We start from the raw sequence: 23,159 nt of genomic DNA, 5'->3' as shown, positions 1-23,159 counted from the left end.
CGCGGAGACGCATCAGCTACGAGCGCGCGCTGTCACTGTTTGGTAGCCGCGAAAATGCCGCTGCCGAAATAATTGTTCGCGCCGGAGGAGATTGCGACGCGTCCGCCCATCTCGCCGACCGGGCTGTGCGGGCCCTGGAAGAAGCTGCCGTCAATGGCCATCCTGCGGCCGTCGGACTCGATATTGGTGCTGTTGATCGTGCCGCCGAAATTGCGTGGGTCGGTGTTGAAATTCACGGTGCCGGAATAGTTTGTGTTGTCGAGACCGGTCACGCTCACCGCGCCGGTGCGCGTCCCGAAATTGACGTTGTTCGAGAACCCGCCGGCAACGAAGCCTGCATTATTCACGTTGGCGACGACATGGCCGGTGTAGGTTGCGGCGCCGGTCGTCGGCACATCGCCGATACTGCCCACCGGCCGGCCGGCGACCCAGGTGCCGAAGGTTGTCTTGTATGATGTAGGCGCACTGGTGCTGGTATCGCTTTCGTCAGCCATCCAGAAACCCCAGCGGGTATAGTCGCACTGGCACGGCGTCAGGTTCGGAATTGTCTCGCTAACGATCGGGTTTGTCGCGATGCCGTTGCCGGACACCAGAACGCCGCTGACCTTGGTGCCGTTGACCTCGTGGTTCTCGGGCGTGTTCGCGTAGAAATTATCGTGGTCCACATAGACGCTGTTAGCGGGGCCGCTCGACCCTGTCGATCCGAACTGAAACAATTCATGCACCGTTTCGGCAAGCTGCGCGAACGGATTGTTTTGATTGTTTGGATCGTTACGGTAGGTGTTAAGATTAGCCTGGACACGTTTGTTGGCGGTGTCGAGGGTGATTTCCGCGGTCCCGGTGACGGGATTGATGTTGGTCGGAATTTCATGGCTCACGCCATGCTCACCGTTCCCGCCGTGATCTGAGGAATGTTCGCCCTCACTTGATCTCGTGTAGACCAGTCCGCCGACATATCCGCTCAGCGCCCCCGGCGGAACGTTATTTGTCGGTGGCGGGATATTGTTTGTCGGGGGCGGGTGGTGGTCGCCGCCGGGCGGATGATCGTGCGCGATCTGCTGCGCCCCGGTCACCTGATTGGATGTCTGGATCGCCTCCGTGAAGGCTGATGTGATTGCGTTGATCTGCTGAATAATGGTGGGTGGAGCGGGAGAGGGCGGAGCACCCGACCCGGCGACCAGTCCGCCGGGAGATCCGGTTGCCTTGTGTTCGGCGGCCGCGACATTTTTCGCCGAAGCCGAGCCGGCGCGTGTTCCGCCTGTTTGACCGGCGGCGCTCTGGAACGATGCGATCAGCTGCTGCACGAACCCTGGCGGCGGCAGGCCGGGTGGCGTAGGGGAACTGCCCGCCTGCGTCTGGGTGAATTCGCCGGCGCCCAGGGTGACGGTCTGGCCGCCGGATGAGACGGTCATTGTGCCGTAGCCGGCATAGATACCGCCCTTGCCATCGGTCATCATCACGCCGCCGCGAATGCCGATCAAGGCCGTCCCGGTCTTGATTTCGGCATCGCCGCTGTGGCTGATCTGGCCGCCTACGAAACGCAGCGCGCCCTTGCCGAGAGTGGCCGCCAGTTTGCCGGTGTTGGCGTTCGGATCATAGACGTATTCATCGATTGTGAGGTCGCTGTTCGGACCGATGGTCATCGACGTCTTGTCAAGGAACAGCAACTGCACCGAGCCGCTGGACCTGGTCTGGATACGTTCCTTGTGGGCGATCGACTGGCCGATGGTGATGGTCTTCAGGTTGGCGGTGGCGGCAGGGTTGACCGCCGATGCCGTGCCGACCTGCTGAGCCTGCGCCGCCGTGCCCCCAAGCGCCAGCGCCGCCGCCGTCATCGCGATCCAATGCGCCCCCGCCCGGGTCATGGCAACTCCCGACACTCAGAACAGACAAATCCGGGCAAGTATACGCTTGAATAATCCGAATGCGCCAACCCCCAATCGTCCATCAGGTCGCTATCCGCCGCCGATTGATGGCGTCTGTTGCTGTAAATCCACGGTGGGCCTCAAAGCCTTTCCGCCTCTGATCGAGCGAGCCGCAGCAGTCGCCAGTGGACGCGGAGCAGGTCGCCCTTTCCCCGCCGCAATCGACGTGTTAACCGGATTGCTGCGAGCGGCTTGGAGCCTTTATCCCTGTACAATGGTCCGGCCCTGATTCGAGCCTCACAAAGCCGCGCATGATATTTCGAACCATTGTTATAGCCGGTTGTGCGGCTTTTGCAGGCGTCGCCCTTGTCGTGGCCCCGCCTTCCGCGCGCGCCCAGATCGGGAATATCTTCTCGGATCCGCCGCCGCGTCCGCCCGGAGCTATTCCGCAGGGGCAGGCCGCGCCTGAGGATGACGAGGAAGAGGTGCCCGAACTGCCGCCACAGGGGCGCGTGCTCCCGGCGCCGATGCGTCTGCCGCCGGGGCAGGGTGCTCCGCCGCCCGGTCCGGTTCAGTCTCAGCCGCTGCCGCCGCCGTCCGGAACCGCCGTGGCTCCGCAGAATGCTCCGGGGAGCGGTGCCGTTGCGCCGCCATCATCCCGTCAGGCTCCCGAACAGAACGCCGCGAGACCTGCTCCGCCGGCGCCGGCCACGCTGCAGCCCGGCGATGAGGTCGTCACCGAGGCGCCGGCCGAGAGGATTGTCAACAAGAAGGCCGTATTCTCCGGCCTGGATAAGATCACCGGCCGCATCATCCATTTCGACGAGGATGTCGGAGAGACCGTGCAGTTCGGCGCGCTGCGGGTAAAAACCAACGCCTGCTACACTCGTCCCGCGACCGAGGCCGCGAATACCGACGCCTTCGTCGAGGTCGATGAGATCACGCTTCAGGGCGAGGTGAAGCGAATTTTCTCCGGATGGATGTTCGCGTCGAGCCCCGGCCTGCATGGCGTCGAGCATCCGATCTATGATGTCTGGCTGACCGACTGCAAGGATCCGGAGACGACCGTTATCGCCGAGCAGCCGGATCAGCCGAAACCGCCACCGCCGCCGCCAGCCAGGCGATCGCGGCAATCGACCCGTCAGTCGCGTCAACCCGCGCCGCCGCCGCAACCTGCGCCAACGCCTCCGCCGCAGCGGCAACCGCAGGGCAATTCCTTCTTCCCGCCGTTCCAGAGGTAGAGTGGGGTGTTCCGCTTTTCCGCTCGCGCCTAGAGACTTTCCGCTTCTGATAGAATCAGAAGCGGGCTCTATAATTTTGATTTGGAGCGTTTTCTTCACGCGAACCGGTGTCCACTTCGCTTGAAAACGCTCTAGAGCATTATCGCTTCTGATTCCATCAGAGGCGGTAAGGCTCTCAAGAGCGGCGGGCGGCGATGGCCTTGAGTGCTTCCACGCCCGGCACCGGCCGGTCGAGCGGCAGCGTCCCGAAATCGGCCCGGCCTTCCAGTGCGACGTCCAGTAACGCCCGGTAGCGCCGGCGCGGGATTTCGATAGCGCCGAACCCCCGCAGATGGTCGGTTACGAACTGCGTGTCGAGCAGGACGAAACCTCCGGCGATCAATCGGGCGACCAGATGCACGAGCGCGACCTTCGACGCGTCCCGCACGATATGGAACATGCTCTCGCCGAAAAACGCGCGGCCGAGCCTGACTCCATAGAGACCGCCGGCCAGTTCATTGTCCTGCCAGACCTCGACACTGTGGCAGTGGCCGAGCTTGTGCAGGCCGATATAAAGTTCACGGATCCGATGGTTGATCCAGGTGTTGTCGCGGCCGGGTTGTGGCGCGGCGCAGCCATTGATCACCGCGTCAAAAGCTGTATCGACGGTTACGGTGAAACTGTCCGATCGAACGGTGCGCGCGAGGCGCGACGGAATTCGAAAGCTCTCGAGGGGAACCACGCCGCGCATCTTCGGCTCGACCCAGAACAGCGTCGGGTCGTCGACACTTTCCGCCATCGGAAAAATGCCGCAGGCATAGGCGCGCAGCAGCAGTTCGGGCGTGATCTCGGATGAGGCGGTCTCGCGGGACATCCGGTTATCTTATAGCAGAACTGGAAGGTTTCCGCGTCGATAATCTGGCGCGCGCGGAGCGCGGTTTCAAACTGCTTGCGCCGTGTTCATGCCGCCGTCGCGGGCAGCGGTTTCGTGACCTGGGCAGTTCCACCGCGGAACCGCAGCACGATGCGCGTGCCCGCGTGGGCGGGGTCGCGTTCGGCCTGAGCGTCGAGCTTCTGCGCCATCGCTGAAACAATCCGCTGGCCCATTCCGGTCGAGCGCGGATCGCTCCTTGCATTGAGGCCGACGCCGTCATCGGTGATTGATAGCATGACATCATCGCCATCGGTCGCGAGTTCGACGTGGATGGGGCCGGGGCCATCCGGATAGGCGTATTTGACCGCATTCATCACCAGTTCGTTGACGATGATCCCGATGGCCACGGCGCGATCGGGATCGATCTCGACGGGCTGGGCTTTCAGGTCGAGGCGCGACATCCGGTTGCCCTCGGTGGAGCGCCGGAGATCCTCAAGCAGCGCTTCGAGGTACTGGTTCAGCAGGACGCTGTTCAGGTCGTGCGACGTGTAGAGCCGGCGATGCACCTGCGCGACGGCCGCCACCCGTCCCATGGCGTTGGTGAGGGCGGCCTTGATGTCTTCCTCGGGGCTTGAATTGGCTTGCAGATGCAGCAGCGACGCGATGATCTGGAGACTGTTGCCGATGCGATGATTGACCTCGCGCAAGAGCATCTCGCGCTCGGCGGCCAGCGCCGCATAGCGGTCGCGTGAGGCGCGGACTTCGGCTTCGGCCTCGTCGCGCGCCTTCTGAACGAGCGCCTGCCGGATCGCCACTTCGGCCGCGACATGCAACAGCGGAACGAACTCGCCGAACGTATCCTTGACGAGATAGTCGGCGGCTCCCGCCTTGAGCGCGGTCACGGCGATTTTCGAGTTTTGCGAGGCGGTGACGAACACCACGGGGGGCGCATCGGGAATTGCCTGAATCCGGCCCAGCGTCTCCAGCCCGTCCAGGCCGGGCATGTATTGGTCGAGCGCTATCACATCGATGCCGCCCTGCGCGATCCGTGCGAGTCCAGCCTCGCCGTCGGACGCGTACTCCACGCAAAATCCGTGGCGCGTCAGGCCGCGCTCCACCAGACGAGCCAGCGCCTTGTCGTCATCCACATACAAGAGGGTAGGCTTGACTTTCATGGAGTGGCCTGAGGTACCTGAATGATGGAGAAAAACAGACCGAGTTGCCGGATCGCGTTGGCGAAATTGTCGTAGTTCACCGGCTTTGTGATGTAGACGCTGCATCCGAGCTCGTAGCAGCGCTTGATCTCCTGCGAATCGTCGGTTGTCGTCAGCACGACCACCGGCGCGTACTTCAGGTATCTGTTTTCCTTTACCCGCCGCAGGATCTCGATGCCGGTCATGTCAGGAAGATTGAGATCGAGCAGGATAAGCAGCGACTCTCCCTTATGGGGAAGGCCGTTGCCATCCGCGCCGAACAGGTAGTTGACGGCTTCTGTACCGTTGGTGAACGACTTGATCTCATTGTTGACACCGGAACGCCGGATATTCCGTTCGATCAGCCTGGCGTGACCCTCATCGTCTTCGATCATGATGATGGTGACTGGCGTACTCATGATTGTTGGTCCCGGTTTGTGCCCACCCAAGAACTGGGCAGCGTAACTGTAAACGTGGTGCCGGCGCCAAGCTCCGACGAGACTGATATGGTTCCTCCGAGCCTTCGGACCAATGCACGGACGTGCGCAAGTCCGATACCCTGGCCCGGCCGATCCTGCGGACCCGCCCGGCGGAACAGATCGAAAATCCTTTGGTGATCCTTCGGATCGATGCCGCGACCGTTGTCAGTGATCTCGAAAATAGCAAAACCCAGTTTGCGCCGGCCACGGATAGCGATGTCGCCGGGAACGCCAGGTTTGAGATATTTCAAGGCGTTGTCTATCAAATTTGAGAAGATCTGTTCGATCGCGATGCGGTCGGTGACAATATCCGGCAATGGCTCGACCCGGATCTCGGCGTCCGCCTCGGCGGCCTGATGCGCCACCGTGGATACGATGCTCTCGATCAGGTCGCGCATGGCGATCGAAACGGGATGAAATTCGCGCCGGCCCTCGCGGGTAAGGCTGAGGATCGCGCCGATGAGACGGTCCATCTTGGCGATCGACGACTTGATAAATCCCAGAGCCTCGTTGAAATCCTGCGACAGTTGCTCGTCCGGTCCATCGAGAACCGGTTCGGCCGCGCTGGCTGGATCGCTCACGCCCGGAGGCGGGAGGCCGTTCGCCCGGCTCAGTTCCGCGATCCGGCGAAAAATGTCACCCCGCAGTTCCTCCAGCTCGCTGGTGAAACCCATGATGTTGACCAGCGGCGAGCGCAGGTCGTGGCTGACGATGTAGGCAAAACGCTGGATTTCATCGTTGGCTTCCCGCAGATCGCTGGTCCGCTTCTCGATGGCCGATTCCAGGTTGAGATTGATATCGCGCAGCCGGGCGTGAGCCAGGTCGCGTTCCCGGCTCGACCGCCGCACCAGATAGATCGAAAGCCCCGCGAACAGCACGACCAGCCCCGAACCGACGCTCGTAATCAGCGCCGAACGCGATTGGCTGACATCGGCTGAAGCCGTCCGCGCCGCGAGCAGGCGATTTGCCTCGATTCGCATCTCGGTCCCCAGATCACGGATCTGTCGCGTCGCGTCCTGACCGGCCTCTTGTCGCGCGCTCTCAACCGCCTGATCCAGCCTGTTCGTCAGCGCGAGATCAATGCCCTGCCGCAGTTGCCCGATCCGCTGATCGGTCAGCGGGATCATTTGCTGGAGCCGCTGTTGCTGGTAAGGGTTTTCTCTCGTCAGCGTCCTCAGCCGTTCGAAGCTCTGCGGAATACGGCCGGATGCTTCCTCGAACGCGGCGCGGAATTCCGGGTGCTGCGTCAGCAGAAAGCTGCGTTGCGAACTTTCCGCCCGCTGTATCTGCAACTGGGCCAGTGAGATTTCATTCTCGATTTCCATGCTGTGCAGGACCCAGCGGGTGTCGTCGCGCGCCTTGTTGACCAGATAGATGGAAATGGCGCTGATCAACGTCAGGACCACCAGACCTGCCGTCAGCAGGATCAGCTGGCTGAGCGCGGGGCGCGACGATCTGGCTCGCGGCGCCGCGATTTCATCGTGTTCGGATCGAGACAGTCTAAATCGCCCCCGCACGGTCGTCAGCCATTTGATAAACCCCTCAGCGCGCAACCGGTTCCGGGCCTTTTGTTCCTAAAAAAAATCTGGTCCGGGTTCGAAGCGGCTCAGGTTCCGGTCAGACCGCCGCTGGAGAGATACTGCTCCAACCAATGGATATGGTAGTCGCCGTCGATAATGCTTGCCTCGCGGACCAGCGCCCGGAACAGCGGCAGGGTGGTCTCGACGCCTTCCACGACCATCTCATCGAGGGCCCTGCGCAGCCGCATCAGGCATTCGGCGCGCGTCTTGCCGTGCACGATCAGCTTGCCCACCAGCGAGTCGTAGTAGGGCGGGATCACATACCCCTGATAAACAGCGGAATCGATCCGGACGCCGAGCCCGCCCGGCGCATGGAATTGCATGATCTTGCCCGGAGAGGGGCGGAAGGTAACGGGGTTTTCCGCGTTGATGCGGCACTCGATGGCGTGGCCGTTTACAGCGATTTCCTTCTGGAGGGCGGGAAGGTCGCCGCCGGCGGCGATGCGGATCTGCTCCAGCACCAGGTCGATGTCGGTGATCATCTCGGTGACCGGATGCTCGACCTGAATGCGGGTGTTCATTTCGATGAAATAGAATCTGCCGTCCTCGTAGAGGAATTCGACCGTTCCGACGCCGAGATACTTTATCTCGCTCATGGCGCTGGCAACGATTTCGCCGATTTTGTTTCGGGCTGCCGCCGTCAACGCGGGCGAGGGGCCTTCTTCCCAGACCTTCTGGTGGCGCCGTTGCAGCGAGCAGTCGCGCTCTCCGAGATGAATGGCGCCGCCGCGCCCGTCGCCAAGCACCTGGATTTCGATGTGGCGGGGCTTCTGCAAGTATTTTTCCAGATAAACGGAGGCGTCGCCGAACGCCGCCCGGGCCTCGTTCCCCGCGGCCGAGATCGCCATCATCAGGTCGTCGGGTGTCTTGACGATCTTCATGCCGCGCCCGCCGCCGCCGGCGGCCGCTTTCACCAGGACAGGAAAGCCGATCGCCTTGGCAATCGCCATGGCGTCGTCATTGGGACCGATGCCGCCATCGGAGCCTGGGACAACCGGAATACCGAGCCGCTTCGCGGTCTTCTTGGCTTCGATCTTGTCGCCCATCAGGCGAATGTGTTCGGCCTTGGGGCCGATGAAATGCAGGCGGTGGTCGGCGAGAATTTCGGCGAAACGGGCATTCTCGGACAAAAAGCCGTATCCGGGATGCACGGCTTCGGCGCCGGTGATCTCGCAGGCTGCCAGCAGCGCCGGGATGTTGAGATAGCTGTCCTTCGTCGGCGGCGGCCCGATACAGACGCTTTCGTCCGCGAGCCGGACATGCATGGCGTCGGCGTCGGCGGTGGAATGGACCGCCACGGTCGCTATACCCAGCTCCTTGCAGGCGCGCAGGATGCGCAGGGCGATCTCGCCGCGATTGGCTATCAGGATTTTATCGAACATCACTGCGTCCGCGGTTCGAACGGCGTCATTCAATGATGACCAGCGGCTCGCCGAACTCGACGGGTTGGCCATCCTCGACGAGAATCTGCGTGACGGTGCCGGACCGAGGCGACGGAATCTGGTTCATGGTCTTCATGGCCTCGATAATCAGCAGCGTCTGGCCTGCGGTGACCTTCGAGCCGACATCGATGAAGGGTTTTGCGCCTGGTTCCGACGCCCAATAGGCCGTGCCGACCATCGGCGAGGGAACCATGCCGGGATGCTTGCTGACGTCGGGGGCGCCCGCGGCCGGCGAGGGGGCAGCTGCCGGCGCGGCCTGATAGCTGGCCGGCATCGCCGCCCCGACGGTGACGTTGCGTGCGACACGGACACGAAGTCCATTGCGCTCGATTTCGATTTCCGTGAGCCTGGTTTCGTCGAGCAGTGCGGCGAGTTCGCGGATCACGTCGCTCTCCTCGCGCAGATCGTTGCCGGTTTTGATTTTTGCAGGTTCTCCGGGCTGGCGGGACATGTTCTCGATCCGAAACTTTCTGTGAGAATGACGCTGATGTGTCAGGATTTGACTTTGTTCGACGGGTCTACCGCGCCGATTTTGGCGGCAAGGCCATTGATCGCGAGCCGGTAGCCATCAATTCCGAAACCAGCCAGGCTTGCGAACGCGGCTTTGGCCGTGAAGGAATGATGACGGAAGTCCTCTCGCGCATGAATGTTGCTGATATGAACTTCGACGGTCGGAATTTTGACCGCGACCAGCGCGTCGTGAAGCGCGATGGAGGTGTGCGAGTAGCCGCCGGCGTTGATGACGATACCGGCCGCGTTCCTCACATGAGCCTCGTGAATGAAATCGATCAGTTCGCCCTCGCGGTTGGACTGGCGGCAATCCGCAACCAGTCCAAAACTTTGGGCCGTCTCGGCGCAAAGCTGTTCGACGTCGGCAAGTGTGGCGTGGCCATAGGTATCCGGCTCACGGGTCCCGAGCATGTTAAGGTTCGGGCCGTTGAGCACGTAGATCGTCTTGGCCATCTGAAATCCCGAAAATCAGCCATTTCCGCCGCCGAACGCCGCAGTTCGGGCCGTTATATGTAACAAGGGCGTCAAGGGGAAGCCTGAACACTCCCTGATTCGGCTTGAGATAGCTCGCGTTGTTTGCGAGGATTCATGGAGAACATACGGAAATATCTCGTTAACCGACATCGGACGCCGCGACCGGACATACGAGCGTATCAGATAGCCGGTTCCCGCGCCGCTGAGCGAACCCGCAAACGACCGGAGGAAGCGGAGAATCGCAGGGAGCAGATTCGGGGCTCTTTCAGGCGAAGCGGGCACCCGGCCGTACGACCGCCGGCCCGCCGGTGAGCGCTGCTTCAAATCAGGACATGCCAATCAGCAGGAGGCTTTGCCGCAGCGCGCCGTGTTGATTTTCTCCTTGAGGTTCTCGAGACCCACGGCTCCCACGACGACCTGCTTGCCGATGACGTAGCTTGGCGTTCCATTCATCCCCATGGATTCGGCAAGCTTGAAGTTCTCCTCGAGCGTGGCGCGCACCTCGGTGCTCGTCATATCCTTTTCGATCCTGGCCATGTCGAATCCGGCCTCCTTGGCGGCGGCCAGTGCTCGCGCCTTGTCGGCCTGACCGCGGCTTCCCAGAAGCTTTTGATGGAAGTCGAGGTATTTCTTGCCGGTGGGATCCTGCATTCGCGCCGCGACAGCGACCTGTGCGGCCTCGACCGAACTCTGGCCGAGCACGGGAAACTCCTTGAGCACGACCTTGAGCTTGGGATCCGACTTCATAAGCTCAAGCATGTCGAGCATCGCGCGCTTGCAGTAGCCGCAGTTGTAATCGAAAAACTCGACGAAGGTGACGTCGCCGTTCTTGTTGCCGAGCGTCACGCCACGCGGTGAATTGAAGATGGCGTTCGCGTTCTCCGTGACGGCGGCCTCGTGCTTGAGCGCTTCGGCAGCCGCCTGGCGCTTGCTGAGTTCAGCCGAAACCTCTTCAAGGATTTCGGGATGTGCGAGCAGATAGTGTTTGACGATCTGTTCGATCTCGCCGCGCTGGCTGTCGGAGAAGGTCTGAGCGGACGCGGCGGGCGCAGCGCCGAACGCGAGCGCAAAAAGGGCGGGAGCGAGAAAACGGAGAGGGGACATTGTCAAATCCTTTGAAAGGAGCCGCGTGGCGGAGCCGTCTGGTCTTATTTCTTGTCCGGAATCTTGGATGAGACGATATCGTCTGCCTTGACCCATCCGGGCGTGCCGATCGCGAAGCGGGTTTTTGCGCGTGATGCGAGTTCGCGGGCCGTCTTGTTGTCGCCTCGCAGGAACGCGGCCTGAGCCGACGCCAGATCGGCTTGTGCATAATCGCCCTTGCGGCCGTAGGCTATCGCAAGCTGCGAATAGCCGATCGGAGCCTCCGGCTCCCGCACCAGCGCCGTTCGCAGGATTGCGATGGCTTCGTCGGCATTGGCCTTGTTGTTCGAAGCCACGAGCGCCTGACCCAGCAACATCTCGATGAGCGGAGCGTTATGCGAGAGCTGGACGGCGCGCCGCAGCGGCGCGATCGCCTCCGCGGGGCGGCCTCCCTCAAGCAGAGCCTGTCCACGCACCTCGTGGAAATAGGGGTTCTGGGGTTGCAGCTTGATCAGCGCATCGATTTGCTCGATGGCCGAGCGAAGATCGCCATGCAGGTAGGTGGTGATGGCATGCGCGTAGCGGGCGGGCAGGCTGGTGTCGGACCGCGGATAGCGCCGGTACACCGTATCCTCGCGCTCCATGAACGCCGAAATCTTGGCGCGCACCATGTCGTGACGCAATTGCAGGGCCGGATCGTCTTTTTTTTGCCAGTTGGGACTGGTCTTGACGAGTTCCGCGAGCGAGGCGACACGGTCGGCCGGCATCGGGTGCGACTGCGCATAGGGATCGGCGCCGCGCGCGGCGAACAGGCTTTCATCGGTAAAACGTTTGAAAGTCTCGTACATTCCCCGGGGGGATTGTCCGGTGGCGTTGAGGAACTTGACGGCGGCGCGGTCGGCGTTTTCCTCCTGCTGGCGCTGATAGCCCAACAGGCTTCGGCGCGCGATTTCCTGAGGCGCGCTGAGTGCGGCCGCGCCGATATTGCTGCCGGCGCTGTTGCTTCCGCCGCGGCCGGCTCCGGCCGCGAGAGCGCCGGCGCCGAGAAGCATGGCGATGATGAGCTGGGTCTGGGTTCGGGCGAGTTGCTCGCGAAACTTGGACAGATGGCCGCCGGCGAGATGCCCGGTCTCGTGCGCAAGCACGCCGATCAACTGGTTCGGCGTTGTCGATTTCGAGATCGCGCCGTAATTCACGAAGATGCGGCGGCCATCGGCAACGAAGGCGTTGAAGGACCTGTCGTTGATGATGACCATCTGAATGTTGTGCTTCTGCAGTCCCGCCGCGCGCAGGATCGGCCGCGTATAGTCGCGCAGCAGTTGCTCGGTCTCGCTATCGCGCAACATCGGCAGACCCTTGTCCTGTTGCGCCTGGGCCGGAAAGGAGGCGTTCGCGATCGCGCAGGCGGTGACCAGCGCAATCAGCTTCGAGACGGGACGACGCAGGGGAGTGACGGGACGCCGGGTCATATCTTCGTTAGTCAATGCCTTCGGAATCATTGGCGCTGGTTCGAATACGCTGTATGTCCTAACAACCTGCCGAATACGGCGGTAACGCGGCTCAGGCGACTGCCTTGAGGGTGCGGTTCATAAGTTCGCCTCGTCGTTCCGGCGAATCCGTCAAGCGAACTGTCGAACGCGGAATACACCGGACGGAAGCGCATTAACAGATTTCCAGGGTAGATACGACAGTGAGAGAACGGGATACCCGCGTGCTGGCGGCATCTGGCCGCAGCCAGGTTCCACCCTTCATGGTGATGGATGTCATGGCGGCGGCGGCGCGGATCGAGGCGGAAGGCGGACACGTCATTCACATGGAGGTCGGGCAGCCTTCGGCGCCCGCGCCTCGAACCGCGCTGAACGCGGCCCGCGCCGCTCTGGAGTCCGGCCGGATCGATTACACGCCCGCGCTCGGCATCCCCTCGCTGCGAGAACGGATCGCGCGGCACTACCGCGAGTTCTACGGCTGCACGGTCAGCCGCGAGCGGATCGTCGTGACGACGGGATCATCGGGCGGATTCATCCTTGCGTTTCTTTCGATGTTCGAGCCGGGAGACCGCGTCGCGGTGTCGGTGCCCGGCTATCCGCCGTACCGGCACATCCTGACGGCGCTCGGCTGCGAGCCGGTGCTGATCGAAACCTCAAGCGACAACCGTCACGCGCTGACGGGCGAGGCGCTGTTGGCCGCGCACCGCAAGACGCCGCTGAAGGGGGTATTGGTCGGCAGTCCGGCAAATCCGACGGGAACGATGATGTCGCGCGAGGCGCTCACGCATCTGATGGCGGCCGCCGAAAGCGAAGGCATCCGCTTTATTTCCGATGAGATCTATCACGGTCTCGACTATGCGTTTCCCGCCGTCACCGCCGCTGAACTGTCGCCGCATGCGCTGATCATCAACTCGTTCTCGAAGTATTTCTGCATGACCGGCTGGCGCGTCGGCTGGATGGTCGCGCCGGAATACCTGGTGCGGACGATCGAACGGCTGCAGCAGAACCTGTCGATTTCGGTGCCGATGCTCTCGCAGGTCGCGGCCGAGGCAGCCTTCGCGGGCCGCGAGGAGATGGAGATCGTGAAGCGCGGCTATGAGGAAAACCGCAACATCCTGATCGCGGGTCTTCCGAAGGCCGGCTTGAGCGAGTTTCTGCCCGCGGACGGCGCGTTCTACCTCTATGCCGACGTTTCCAAGTTCACGACGGACAGCCATGACTTCGCACGCAGGATGCTGGAGCAGGCGCACATTGCCGCGACGCCCGGGGTCGATTTCGACCCCGTGCGCGGCCGCTCGTTCCTGCGCTTCTCCTACGCCGGTTCGGCCGCCGAGATGCACGAGGCGGTCGCGCGCATCGGGAAATGGCTGGCCTGAAGCCTTCGCGCCCGTCCGGCTTACCCCGGCCGGCGAGGGGTAATCTGCCCGCAAGTCCCCGGCATTTTATTGCAATTCCTTACGGAATTCGGTCGTTTAGCCGAAAGCCGACATTGCGCCGGAGGTCCGATTTTGGCATGGTCCCGCCCGATTTGACGTCGCCTTGCGACAAAACGGACCTCCCTTATACGTCCGTTCGCGGGCTCGCGGCGTGGTCGGGGCAACTTCCGGAATTCTGAGGCAAATTCAATGACAGCATTGGTAGGGATCGTGCTCTGCGGAGCGCTTTCGATCGTTTATGCGGGTTGGGCGACCTCATCGGTATTGAGGGCGGATGCGGGAAATCCGCGGATGCAGGAAATCGCCGCGGCCGTGCGCGAGGGCGCGCAGGCCTATCTGCGCCGGCAATACACGACGATCGGAATGGTCGGCATCGTGATCTTCGCGCTGCTTGCCTACTTCCTCGGAGTGCTGGTCGCCGTGGGGTTTGCGATCGGCGCGATCCTGTCGGGCGCGGCGGGCTTCATCGGTATGAACGTTTCGGTCCGCGCCAATGTGCGCACCGCGCAGGCCGCGACCAAGTCGCTGGCCGGCGGGCTGGAACTTGCCTTCAAGGCCGGCGCGATCACGGGACTGCTGGTCGCCGGCCTGGCGCTGCTCGGCGTCACGATCTATTTCGCTTATCTCATCCACGGCGCGGGTTACGCCCCGAATAGCCGCACGGTCGTCGACGCGCTGGTCGCGCTTGGCTTCGGCGCATCGCTGATCTCGATCTTCGCCCGCCTCGGCGGCGGCATCTTCACCAAGGGGGCTGACGTCGGCGGCGACCTCGTGGGTAAGGTCGAAGCCGGCATCCCGGAAGACGATCCGCGCAATCCGGCGACGATCGCCGATAACGTTGGCGACAATGTCGGTGACTGCGCGGGCATGGCCGCCGACCTGTTCGAAACCTACGCGGTGACCGCCGTCGCCACCATGGTGCTTGCCGCGATCTTCTTCGCGACCTCGCCGCTGCTGGTGAACATGATGACGCTGCCGCTCGCGATCGGCGGCATCTGCATCATCACCTCGATTGTCGGGACGTTCTTCGTCAGGCTCGGCAACAGCCAGTCGATCATGGGCGCGCTGTACAAGGGCCTGATCGCCACCGGCATCCTGTCGCTGATCGGCGTCGGCGCCGTGATTTACGCGCTGGTCGGCTTCGGCGAGCTGGCGGGCGTCGATTATACCGGCCTCGATCTTTTCGCCTGCGGGGTGGCCGGTCTGGTCGTCACCGGACTGATCATCTGGATCACGGAATACTACACCGGCACTGACTATCGTCCGGTCAAGTCGATTGCGAAGGCCTCGGTGACCGGGCACGGCACCAACGTCATTCAGGGCCTCGCGATCTCGATGGAGGCGACTGCGCTTCCGGCGATCGTCATCATCGCGGGTATCCTGGTGACCTACGGTCTGGCCGGCCTGTTCGGCATCGCGATCGCCACCACAACCATGCTGGCGCTGGCCGGCATGATCGTCGCGCTCGACGCCTTTGGTCCGGTGACCGACAACGCCGGCGGCATCGCCGAAATGGCGGGCCTGCCGAAGGAGGTCCGCAAGTCGACCGACGCGCTCGACGCCGTCGGCAACACCACGAAAGCCGTCACCAAGGGTTACGCGATCGGCTCCGCCGGTCTCGGCGCGCTGGTGCTGTTCGCCGCCTATAATCAGGACCTCAAGTTTTTCATCGGCGATGCCGTGCAACACCCCTATTTCCAGGGCGTCAATCCGGACTTCTCCCTGAACAATCCCTATGTGGTGGTGGGCCTGCTGTTCGGCGGTCTGCTGCCGTACCTGTTCGGCGCGATGGGCATGACCGCGGTGGGACGCGCGGCAGGCGCGATCGTCGAGGAAGTGCGTCGCCAGTTCCGTGAGAAGCCGGGCATCATGCGCGGCACCGACAAGCCCGACTACGGCAAGGCGGTGGACCTGCTGACAAAGGCGGCGATCAAGGAAATGATCATTCCGTCGCTGTTGCCTGTGCTGTCGCCGATCGTTGTCTACTTCCTGATCTACGCGATCGCCGGCGGCGGCGTTGCCGGAAAATCTGCGGCATTCTCGGCGGTCGGCGCGATGCTGCTCGGCGTGATCGTGACGGGCCTGTTCGTCGCGATCTCGATGACATCGGGCGGCGGCGCATGGGACAACGCCAAGAAGTACATCGAGGACGGCCATCATGGCGGCAAGGGCTCCGACGCGCACAAGGCGGCGGTCACCGGTGATACTGTCGGAGATCCCTACAAGGATACGGCCGGACCGGCGGTCAATCCGATGATCAAGATCACAAACATCGTGGCGTTGCTGCTGCTGGCGGTGCTGGCGCACTAGCGCATTTTCCGGCGAAGTGGATACCGGTTCGCCGCAAGAAAATGCGATCAAACAATAGCTTTCGGAGCATGGTCCGATTCAACTTGATCGGATCATGCTCTAAGACGCGTGAAGCGATTCAACAGGAAAAAACCCGCGGCTCCAAGCCGCGGGTTTTTCTTTGAGCGCCGCTATAAATGCGGCTGCTTCTTACCACCAGGTGCGGCAGACGCGGCGGCCCGGACCCCAGTAGCGGCAGCGGCGATGCTGCCGGCGATCAACTGCCGGGCCGCGCCGGTTGGCGATGCATACGCCGCGCGGACCGCGATGAAAGCCACGACGGCAGACGTGGGAGACTTGAATGACGTCAGCATTCACGCCCGGCGCTGGCGGAGCCAGGGGCATGGCGTACGCCATGCCGAAGGCGGCGACGGTGGCAACGAGAAAGGCTGCTGCAAATACTGATTTCATCAAATCTTCCTTTGGTTCGGCCGCGACAATGCGGCAGTCGTGATTCGCGCCCGGAAGGTCGGCGATAACTCTGTCCAGAATCTGACAGCATCAACATTGAAGAAGCGCGGAGCGTATCGACACGCACAGAGCCGCCTCCCGATCGTTCATCGACGGACATGGTTAAGAAGCGCCCAAGTTACCGGCTGCTGAAATTTGTCATCTCTGGCCTTGCCGGACTGGGAGGCTCGATCATCGCCGGACGCGCGTTTCAATGTGTGTCTCGCGCCGGCTGACATGTCCTTGCGCGAGAGTTCATTGCAAAGACATAAGCCGAAACCGCGTCCGAATTTTTCGTAACGAAATTGCGATCTTTTAATGCTTGGTTTTCTCTCGCCTGGTTTGCCCGAGTGTTCGCTTCTTGAGGCGACAAGACTGGTTCTGAAGCAGTCGCATCACTAGCTCTAAGGGGGCGGCCAGGCACGAAGAGGGCGGCGCAATGGGTATCAATCAGGGTCCGATCAGCCTCGATCAGAAATACACCCAGGGATCAGGGCACGTCTTCATGACCGGCCTTCAGGCGCTGGTCAGGTTGCCGATGGCGCAGATCCGCCGCGATCGTGCCGCAGGCCTTAACACCGCAGGCTTCATTTCCGGTTACCGCGGCTCGCCCCTCGGCGGCTACGATCAGCAGCTTTTTGCCGCTCGCCGTCATCTCGCCCGGCACGGCATCAAGTTCCAGCCGGGCGTGAACGAGGACCTTGCGGCGACAGCGGTCTGGGGTTCGCAACAGGTCAATCTGTCGCCGGGTGCGCGCCATGACGGCGTCGTCGGGATCTGGTACGGCAAGGGGCCCGGCGTCGATCGCTGCGGCGACGTATTCCGTCATGGCAATGCGGCTGGCTCGGCGAGGAACGGCGGCGTGCTGTGCCTGGCGGGTGATGATCATGGCGCCAAATCCTCGACGGTGCCGCATCAGTCGGACCATGCGTTCATCGCGGCGCTGATGCCCTATCTCTATCCGTCCAGCATCCACGAGATGATCGAGATGGGACTGCTCGGCATCGCGATGTCGCGCTATTCCGGCTGCTGGGTCGGAATGAAGGTCATCACCGAGACGGTTGAAACCACGGCCGAGATCGATCTGACCGATGAGATGAAGCCGTTCGTCATTCCCGCCGATTTCGAGATGCCGCCGGGCGGACTGAACCTGCGCTGGCCGGATGACCGTTACGACCAGGACTTGCGCTTGCAGGACCACAAAGGTTTTGCCGCCGTCGCGTTCGCGCGCGCCAACAACATCAATCGCGTGACCATGGATTCCCCGAACGCGCGGTTCGGCATCGTGGCGTCGGGAAAAAGCTACGAGGACATCCGTCAGGCGTTGCGTGAACTGGGCGTTACCGAGCAGGTCGCCGCAAAGATTGGTCTGCGGCTTCTGAAGATCGGAATGCCATGGCCGCTGGAGCCGCAGAGCATCCGGGAATTCGCCGTCGGCCTTGAGGAGATTTTCATCGTCGAGGAACGACGCGAGATCGTCGAGAACCAGATCAAGCGCGAGCTGTTCAACTGGCGCGACGACGTGCGGCCACGCATCATCGGCAAGATGGATGATCACGACAAGCGCTTCCTGCCGTTCGCGCAGGAACTGGGCGTCGCTTGCCTGGCGACATACCTGACCGAGCGGCTGCTGCGCCTGAACCTTAATCCTGAAATCGCCGAGATGCTTCGCGCCAAGGCGGACTGGTTCAACGGCCGTCAGGCGTCGCAAATGCAGCCGGCGACGACCGTCACCCGCGTACCGTATTTCTGCTCGGGGTGTCCTCACAACACCTCGACCAAGGTGCCCGAAGGCAGCCGCGCCACGGCCGGCATCGGTTGTCACTTCATGGCGATATGGATGGATCGCAACACCGAAACCTATACCCATATGGGCGGCGAGGGCGCGCCCTGGGTCGGTATCGCGCCATTCACCGATGAGAAGCACATCTTCGCCAACCTTGGCGACGGCACATATTTCCATTCGGGGAGTCTGGCGATCCGGCAGGCGATCGCTTCCGGAGCGAACATCACCTACAAGATCCTCTACAACGACGCCGTTGCCATGACCGGCGGCCAGCATTTCGACGGCGAACTGTCGCCGCAACGGATCACCTTCCAGCTTCACGCCGAAGGCATTCGCGACATCTATCTGGTTTCGGAAAACCCGGACAGCTATCCGGCTTCAGACATCGCGCCCGGCACCCGCACCGCGCATCGCGATGACCTCGACGCAGTCATGAAAACCTGCCGCGAGACCAAGGGAACGTCGGCCATCGTATTCGTGCAGACGTGCGCTGCCGAGAAACGGCGGCGGCGCAAGCGCGGCCTCATGGAGGATCCGCAACGCCGCGTGTTGATCAACCCGCAAGTCTGTGAAGGATGCGGCGACTGTTCGGTGCAATCGAACTGCATTTCGGTGGAGCCGCTGGAGACCGAGATGGGGCGCAAGCGCACCATCAACCAGTCGTCCTGCAACAAGGATTATTCCTGCCTCAAGGGGTTCTGCCCTTCGTTCGTCACGATCGACGGCGGACGCTTGCGAAAGCGCGCGCCGGCGGACCTCGGCGAGATCGGCGATCTGCCCGAACCGGTTTCGCGGCCTTCGCTGGACCGGCCCTACAATATCGGAGTTGGAGGGGTAGGCGGCACCGGCGTGCTGACCATCGGCGCGTTGCTCGGCATGGCGGCGCATATCGAGGGCAAGGCCAGCATGATCCTCGACATGTCCGGTCTCGCCCAGAAGGGCGGCGCGGTGCTGAGCCACGTCCGGCTGTCGCAAAACCCCGCCGAGGTGACATGCTCGCGCATCGTCACCGGCACGGCCGATCTCGTCATTGCCGCTGACGAGGTGGTCGCGGCAGCCAAGGAAACGATCACGCTCTGCGAGTCGAGCCGCACTTACGGTCTTATCAATACTCACCTTATTCCGACCGCCGGCTTCGTTCTCGATCGCGACTTCAATTTTCAGAGCGGCAAGGTCGGCCGCGTCCTCCAGACCGCGCTCCGCAAGGATTCCACCTTCTTCAACTTTACAAGGCCGGCGGAGACGCTGCTCGGAGATTCCATCGCCACCAACATGATGATGATGGGTTACGCCTATCAGAAGGGTTTGCTGCCGCTGACTTCGGAGGCGATAGAGCAGGCGATCGAAGTGAACGGCGTTGCCGTGAAAATGAATGTCGAGGCGTTCCGGCTTGGGCGGCTTGCGGTGGTGGGTCCCGCTCGCCTTGCCGCGATGATGAAGGGGACCAACGAGGCGACTCCGCCGAAGGCTCTGGGAGACATGTCGCTGGACGAGATCGTTGTGCATCGCGCGGCGCACCTTGCGGAATATCAGGACGCGAGGCTTGCGGACAGATACCTGGCGACGGTGAGCCGGGTCCGGCAGGCGGCAAAGGAGGGTGGCTACGGCGACGCCTTGCCGCGCGCGGTCGCGATCAGCTACGCCAAATTGCTCGCCTACAAGGACGAGTACGAGGTGGCCAGGCTCTATACAGATGGCCGCTTCAGGAAGCAGGTCAGCGATCAGTTCGAAGGCGACTACAAAATTCGCTTCCATCTTGCGCCGCCGCTGCTCGACGGCAAGAAGGACGCGCTCGGTCGGCCCGCCAAGAGGTCCTATGACAAGTCGCTCATGATGCCGGTATTTCGCTTGCTGGCGAAGATGAAAGGCTTGCGCGGCACCGCCTTCGACGTTTTCGGATACAGCGCGGAGCGCCGGCTGGAACGCAGCCTGATAGCGGAATACGAAACCGATGTGGCCGAGGTGCTCGACCGGCTTTCGCCGGCCAATATCGAAGCCGCGATCGAACTGCTGTCGCTGCCTGACCGCATCCGGGGCTATGGTCCGGTGAAGGAAAAGGCCCTGGCCGACGCCAGGGTCCGTCATGCGGAATTGCTGCGCGACCTGACGGATCCGCCGCCGGTGGTGCCGCGGCAGATGGCGGCGGAATAGGCGCCCGCCAGCCCGCCAGCCCGCCAGTCCAGTCTTCCTGTTCCCCGAAGCGGCAATCCGGCCTATACAGGAGCGTCGGGAGCCGGTCCAAAACGCCATGCCATCTGGGTTCGGAGCATTCTTTCAGCGGATGAAATCGTCCTCGCTGTCGATCGGCCAGATCACCTTTGGCGGTTTCTTCCTGGTGCTGGCGATCATCGTGATAACCAGCGTGGCCAATGTCGTCGCGACCCGTCATCTCGACAACACCTTTGCCGAACTGCAGCGGCTGGACAGCGTCGTCGACCTCGCCGAGGAGCTTGACCGCCGCATGAACGAACTGCGGCTGGCGGCGCGGGACTACGTCACCGATCCACAGGCCCCGTCCAGCCGGGTGTGGGGCGCGACGTCGTCCTTGAACGAGATGCTTAAGAAGACGCGCATCAAGCTTGCTCCGGAGCAGCAGGAGATGATTGATGGCGTCACGCCCCGACTGGAGCACTACCGCAAGGGCATAGAGCAGGCCGCGAACCTGATCGCGGACCGCGCGAAGCTGATCGAAACGCTGCCGCCGCTACGCGAGAAACTCGAACTCATCATCGAGCAGTCCGCCGATCAGTCCGCGTCGAAAGCACTGTTTCGAGCGCAAAGCGATGTCGCGGCCGCACTTCTTGGGCACGACCCCACGACCGCGGAGCGGGCGGCTGAGAACATGCGCGCCATTCATGTGGGCGAGCCGAAGGTGCGTGCCGCCGTTGAGGCCTACGCCGATGCCGTGATCGCGGTATCCTTGCGGGAGCGGCGGATCGCCGATCTCGACAGGAATGTGCTGGGCGCGGAGGGGCGGTTGATCGGGCAGGTGACGGAACTGCTGCGCGAACTCAGCGCGGAGCGCGAGCGGGTGCTGTCGCGCGATTTTGCCCGGACGCTTGCTGAAACCAAATGGCAGAGCATCATTCTCGGCGGCGTGGGGATCGTGATCGGCCTGCTTGCGGCGGTGTTCGTGGTCCGCCGGACCGTCCGGCCGCTGAAGGCGATCGCGAGGGCGATCCGGAAGCTGGCCGGCGGGCAGAAGGAAACATCGATCCCTTCAACCGAGGTCGATAACGAGATCGGGGATATCGCACGGGCCGCGGAGGTGTTTCGCCGGACGCTCGCTGAAGCGGACTCCGCGCGCGAAGCTGCCGTTCGGGCGCTTGCCGAGCAGCGGCTTGCCGAGGAGAGCTATCGCAAGCTGTTCGAAGGTTCGGTCGACGGAATCTATGTCACGACGCCGGCCGGTCAACTGCTCGACGCCAATCCGGCGCTGGCGCGTATGATGGGATATGACACCCCCGACGACCTCTTCCGCGGCATAGGCAACAGCGCGCAGACGGTTTACGTCGATGCCGATGCGCGCGCCAGGTACCAGCAACGAATGGAACGTGACGGGACGGTTCGCGGATTCGAGTATCAGGTGCGTCAGCGCGATGGCGGCGTCCTGTGGCTCTCCGACAGCGCGGCCGCTGTCCGTGACGAAGAGGGCCGCATCGTTCGTTATGAGGGCGTGGTTCGCGACATCACAGATCAGAGAAGAGCCGAGGAGACGATCGCGGAGGGGCGGCGCCTGCTGCAACTGGTGATCGACACCGTGCCCGCGGTTATCAACGTCAAGAACGCGGAGCAGCGCTACGTCCTGATGAATCGCTACATGGCGGGCATCTTCGGAATAGAGCCCGCCGATGCGATAGGACGGACGACGGGCGAAGTCATGTCGCGCGACGATGCCGTAAAGACGGATGAGACCGACCGGCGGGTCCTTGAGAGCGGGAAGGAGCTAGGTTTCTACGAAGAGGAATATCAGGATGCATCAGGCGAAACGCGACAATGGCTGGTCAACAAGCTGCCGATCTGCGACGCCGACGGCCACGTGGAGAATATCGTCACGGTGGCGCTCGATATCGGTGACCGCAAGCGGAGCGAGCAGGAAATGCGGCGCGCCAAGGACGCGGCCGAGGCGGCGCTCGGTAATCTGCGCGCAACCCAGAATTCGCTGATCGAGGCGGAGAAACTGGCGGCGCTGGGGCGTCTTGTTGCGGGCGTTGCCCATGAGGTTAACAATCCGGTCGGCATCAGCCTGACCGTGGCCTCGTCGCTGGAGCGAAAGATCGCCCTGTTCGCAGAGGAGGTCGAGCGTGGGCAGTTGCGGCGCTCAAGCCTCAACGATTTCATCGCGGCCAATCGCGACGCTGCCTCTCAACTGGTCGCCAATCTCAATCGCGCGGCCGAACTGGTCCAGTCATTCAAGCAGGTTGCCGCGGACCGCAGCTATTCGGACAAGCGCACCTTCGACCTCGGCGAACTCACCGAGCAGGTGGTGATGAGTCTGCGTCCCGCCCTGCGCAAGCATCATGTCGCGTTGACGGTCGATTGCGAACCCGATCTCACGATGAACAGCTATCCGGGGCCTTACGGCCAGGTGTTGACCAACCTGGTTCTCAATTCGGTCGCGCACGCCTTTCCGGACGGCAAGGGCGGCGCGGTCAATATTACCGTCCGGCGGGTAGGGGAGAACAATGTCCGGATTCTATTCTCCGACGACGGTTGCGGCATGAGCCCCGATGTGCGGCGCAAGGCGTTCGATCCGTTCTTCACGACGAGACGCGATCAAGGAGGAACTGGCCTCGGCCTGCACATTGTCTACAATATCGTAACGAGCCGGCTGGGAGGGCGTGTCGAACTCGACTCCGATTCCGGGCAGGGCACGCGCATTCACATCGTTCTGCCGCAGGTCGCGCCCATGGAACTCGCCGCGGAATAGC

At 62.6% G+C, this 23,159-nt stretch carries 16 protein-coding genes; 5 read left to right on the top strand and 11 right to left on the bottom strand.

The window, feature by feature from the left end; translation table 11 throughout:
- Window positions 1-32: 32 nt before the first annotated feature.
- On the bottom strand, window positions 33-1,865 hold the full coding sequence (locus tag ACMYR2_RS10060; RefSeq protein ID WP_347263064.1) for a FecR domain-containing protein: 1,833 nt from the start codon (window positions 1,863-1,865) through the stop codon (window positions 33-35).
- Window positions 1,866-2,176: 311 nt separating this feature from the next.
- Here ACMYR2_RS10060 and ACMYR2_RS10055 point away from each other — a divergent pair, with 311 nt between their 5' ends.
- The gene (locus ACMYR2_RS10055) at window positions 2,177-3,106 is read left to right on the top strand and encodes a DUF2155 domain-containing protein (RefSeq protein ID WP_416192868.1); all 930 of its coding nucleotides are present in this window, start codon (window positions 2,177-2,179) and stop codon (window positions 3,104-3,106) included.
- Between the two features lie 175 nt (window positions 3,107-3,281).
- Here the strand turns inward: ACMYR2_RS10055 and aat are convergent, their stop codons facing one another.
- From aat to ACMYR2_RS10010, 9 genes are all read right to left on the bottom strand, one after another.
- On the bottom strand, window positions 3,282-3,959 hold the full coding sequence (gene aat / locus ACMYR2_RS10050; RefSeq protein WP_416192867.1) for a leucyl/phenylalanyl-tRNA--protein transferase: 678 nt from the start codon (window positions 3,957-3,959) through the stop codon (window positions 3,282-3,284).
- Between the two features lie 86 nt (window positions 3,960-4,045).
- On the bottom strand, window positions 4,046-5,134 hold the full coding sequence (locus tag ACMYR2_RS10045; protein ID WP_347263061.1) for a sensor histidine kinase: 1,089 nt from the start codon (window positions 5,132-5,134) through the stop codon (window positions 4,046-4,048).
- A complete protein-coding gene (locus tag ACMYR2_RS10040; RefSeq protein WP_416192866.1) occupies window positions 5,131-5,571 on the bottom strand; it encodes a response regulator in 441 nt (146 codons plus the stop codon). The genes ACMYR2_RS10045 and ACMYR2_RS10040 overlap by 4 nt, the downstream gene beginning before the upstream one ends.
- Window positions 5,568-7,148, bottom strand: coding sequence for a sensor histidine kinase (locus tag ACMYR2_RS10035; protein ID WP_416192865.1), 1,581 nt, complete (start codon window positions 7,146-7,148; stop codon window positions 5,568-5,570). The genes ACMYR2_RS10040 and ACMYR2_RS10035 overlap by 4 nt, the downstream gene beginning before the upstream one ends.
- Before the next feature lie 89 nt (window positions 7,149-7,237).
- Window positions 7,238-8,593, bottom strand: a complete 1,356-nt coding sequence (accC, locus tag ACMYR2_RS10030; RefSeq protein WP_347263059.1) for an acetyl-CoA carboxylase biotin carboxylase subunit — start codon at window positions 8,591-8,593, stop codon at window positions 7,238-7,240.
- Between the two features lie 25 nt (window positions 8,594-8,618).
- On the bottom strand, window positions 8,619-9,104 hold the full coding sequence (gene accB / locus ACMYR2_RS10025) for an acetyl-CoA carboxylase biotin carboxyl carrier protein (RefSeq protein ID WP_347263058.1): 486 nt from the start codon (window positions 9,102-9,104) through the stop codon (window positions 8,619-8,621).
- A gap of 41 nt (window positions 9,105-9,145) precedes the next feature.
- Window positions 9,146-9,616 (bottom strand): type II 3-dehydroquinate dehydratase, encoded by a 471-nt coding sequence (aroQ, locus tag ACMYR2_RS10020; protein ID WP_347263057.1) that lies wholly within the window; start codon window positions 9,614-9,616, stop codon window positions 9,146-9,148.
- A 360-nt stretch (window positions 9,617-9,976) separates the two neighbouring features.
- Complete coding sequence (locus ACMYR2_RS10015; RefSeq protein ID WP_347263056.1) at window positions 9,977-10,741, bottom strand: DsbA family protein; 765 nt, start codon at window positions 10,739-10,741, stop codon at window positions 9,977-9,979.
- Window positions 10,742-10,785: 44 nt separating this feature from the next.
- Entirely contained in the window at window positions 10,786-12,189 is a 1,404-nt protein-coding gene (locus ACMYR2_RS10010) for a M48 family metalloprotease (protein WP_347263055.1), read from the bottom strand.
- A 200-nt stretch (window positions 12,190-12,389) separates the two neighbouring features.
- Between ACMYR2_RS10010 and ACMYR2_RS10005 the strand changes: the two genes are divergently transcribed.
- Together ACMYR2_RS10005 and ACMYR2_RS10000 are read left to right on the top strand one after the other, a co-directional pair.
- Window positions 12,390-13,583 (top strand): pyridoxal phosphate-dependent aminotransferase, encoded by a 1,194-nt coding sequence (locus ACMYR2_RS10005; RefSeq protein WP_416194086.1) that lies wholly within the window; start codon window positions 12,390-12,392, stop codon window positions 13,581-13,583.
- 249 nt (window positions 13,584-13,832) lie between these two features.
- Window positions 13,833-15,953: a sodium-translocating pyrophosphatase gene (locus tag ACMYR2_RS10000; protein ID WP_347263053.1), complete on the top strand. Its 2,121-nt coding sequence runs from the start codon at window positions 13,833-13,835 to the stop codon at window positions 15,951-15,953.
- Between the two features lie 189 nt (window positions 15,954-16,142).
- On the opposite strand, the gene ACMYR2_RS09995 is transcribed toward ACMYR2_RS10000, so the two are convergent.
- Window positions 16,143-16,403, bottom strand: a complete 261-nt coding sequence (locus ACMYR2_RS09995) for a hypothetical protein (protein ID WP_347263052.1) — start codon at window positions 16,401-16,403, stop codon at window positions 16,143-16,145.
- Between the two features lie 478 nt (window positions 16,404-16,881).
- On the opposite strand from ACMYR2_RS09995, the gene ACMYR2_RS09990 reads away from it, so the two are divergent.
- Entirely contained in the window at window positions 16,882-20,379 is a 3,498-nt protein-coding gene (locus tag ACMYR2_RS09990; protein WP_347263051.1) for an indolepyruvate ferredoxin oxidoreductase family protein, read from the top strand.
- A 97-nt stretch (window positions 20,380-20,476) separates the two neighbouring features.
- Complete coding sequence (locus tag ACMYR2_RS09985) at window positions 20,477-23,158, top strand: PAS domain S-box protein (protein WP_347263050.1); 2,682 nt, start codon at window positions 20,477-20,479, stop codon at window positions 23,156-23,158.
- Window position 23,159: the final 1 nt, after the last annotated feature.

Source organism: Nitrobacter sp. TKz-YC01 (assembly GCF_047824785.1).
In the GTDB taxonomy this organism is placed as follows: domain Bacteria; phylum Pseudomonadota; class Alphaproteobacteria; order Rhizobiales; family Xanthobacteraceae; genus Nitrobacter.
The sequence above is the reverse complement of the archived record's forward strand: the minus strand, read 5'-3'. Positions and strand labels throughout refer to the sequence as shown.

Bases quoted from the DNA above. Each gene is read 5' to 3' on its own strand.
- ACMYR2_RS10060 (WP_347263064.1), bottom strand. From the start codon at position 1,865: ATGACCCGGGCGGGGGCGCATTGGATCGCGATGACGGCGGCGGCGCTG.
- ACMYR2_RS10055 (WP_416192868.1), top strand. From the start codon at position 2,177: ATGATATTTCGAACCATTGTTATAGCCGGTTGTGCGGCTTTTGCAGGC.
- aat (WP_416192867.1), bottom strand. From the start codon at position 3,959: ATGTCCCGCGAGACCGCCTCATCCGAGATCACGCCCGAACTGCTGCTG.
- ACMYR2_RS10045 (WP_347263061.1), bottom strand. From the start codon at position 5,134: ATGAAAGTCAAGCCTACCCTCTTGTATGTGGATGACGACAAGGCGCTG.
- ACMYR2_RS10040 (WP_416192866.1), bottom strand. From the start codon at position 5,571: ATGAGTACGCCAGTCACCATCATCATGATCGAAGACGATGAGGGTCAC.
- accC (WP_347263059.1), bottom strand. From the start codon at position 8,593: ATGTTCGATAAAATCCTGATAGCCAATCGCGGCGAGATCGCCCTGCGC.
- accB (WP_347263058.1), bottom strand. From the start codon at position 9,104: ATGTCCCGCCAGCCCGGAGAACCTGCAAAAATCAAAACCGGCAACGAT.
- aroQ (WP_347263057.1), bottom strand. From the start codon at position 9,616: ATGGCCAAGACGATCTACGTGCTCAACGGCCCGAACCTTAACATGCTC.
- ACMYR2_RS10015 (WP_347263056.1), bottom strand. From the start codon at position 10,741: ATGTCCCCTCTCCGTTTTCTCGCTCCCGCCCTTTTTGCGCTCGCGTTC.
- ACMYR2_RS10010 (WP_347263055.1), bottom strand. From the start codon at position 12,189: ATGACCCGGCGTCCCGTCACTCCCCTGCGTCGTCCCGTCTCGAAGCTG.
- ACMYR2_RS10000 (WP_347263053.1), top strand. From the start codon at position 13,833: ATGACAGCATTGGTAGGGATCGTGCTCTGCGGAGCGCTTTCGATCGTT.
- ACMYR2_RS09995 (WP_347263052.1), bottom strand. From the start codon at position 16,403: ATGAAATCAGTATTTGCAGCAGCCTTTCTCGTTGCCACCGTCGCCGCC.
- ACMYR2_RS09990 (WP_347263051.1), top strand. From the start codon at position 16,882: ATGGGTATCAATCAGGGTCCGATCAGCCTCGATCAGAAATACACCCAG.
- ACMYR2_RS09985 (WP_347263050.1), top strand. From the start codon at position 20,477: ATGCCATCTGGGTTCGGAGCATTCTTTCAGCGGATGAAATCGTCCTCG.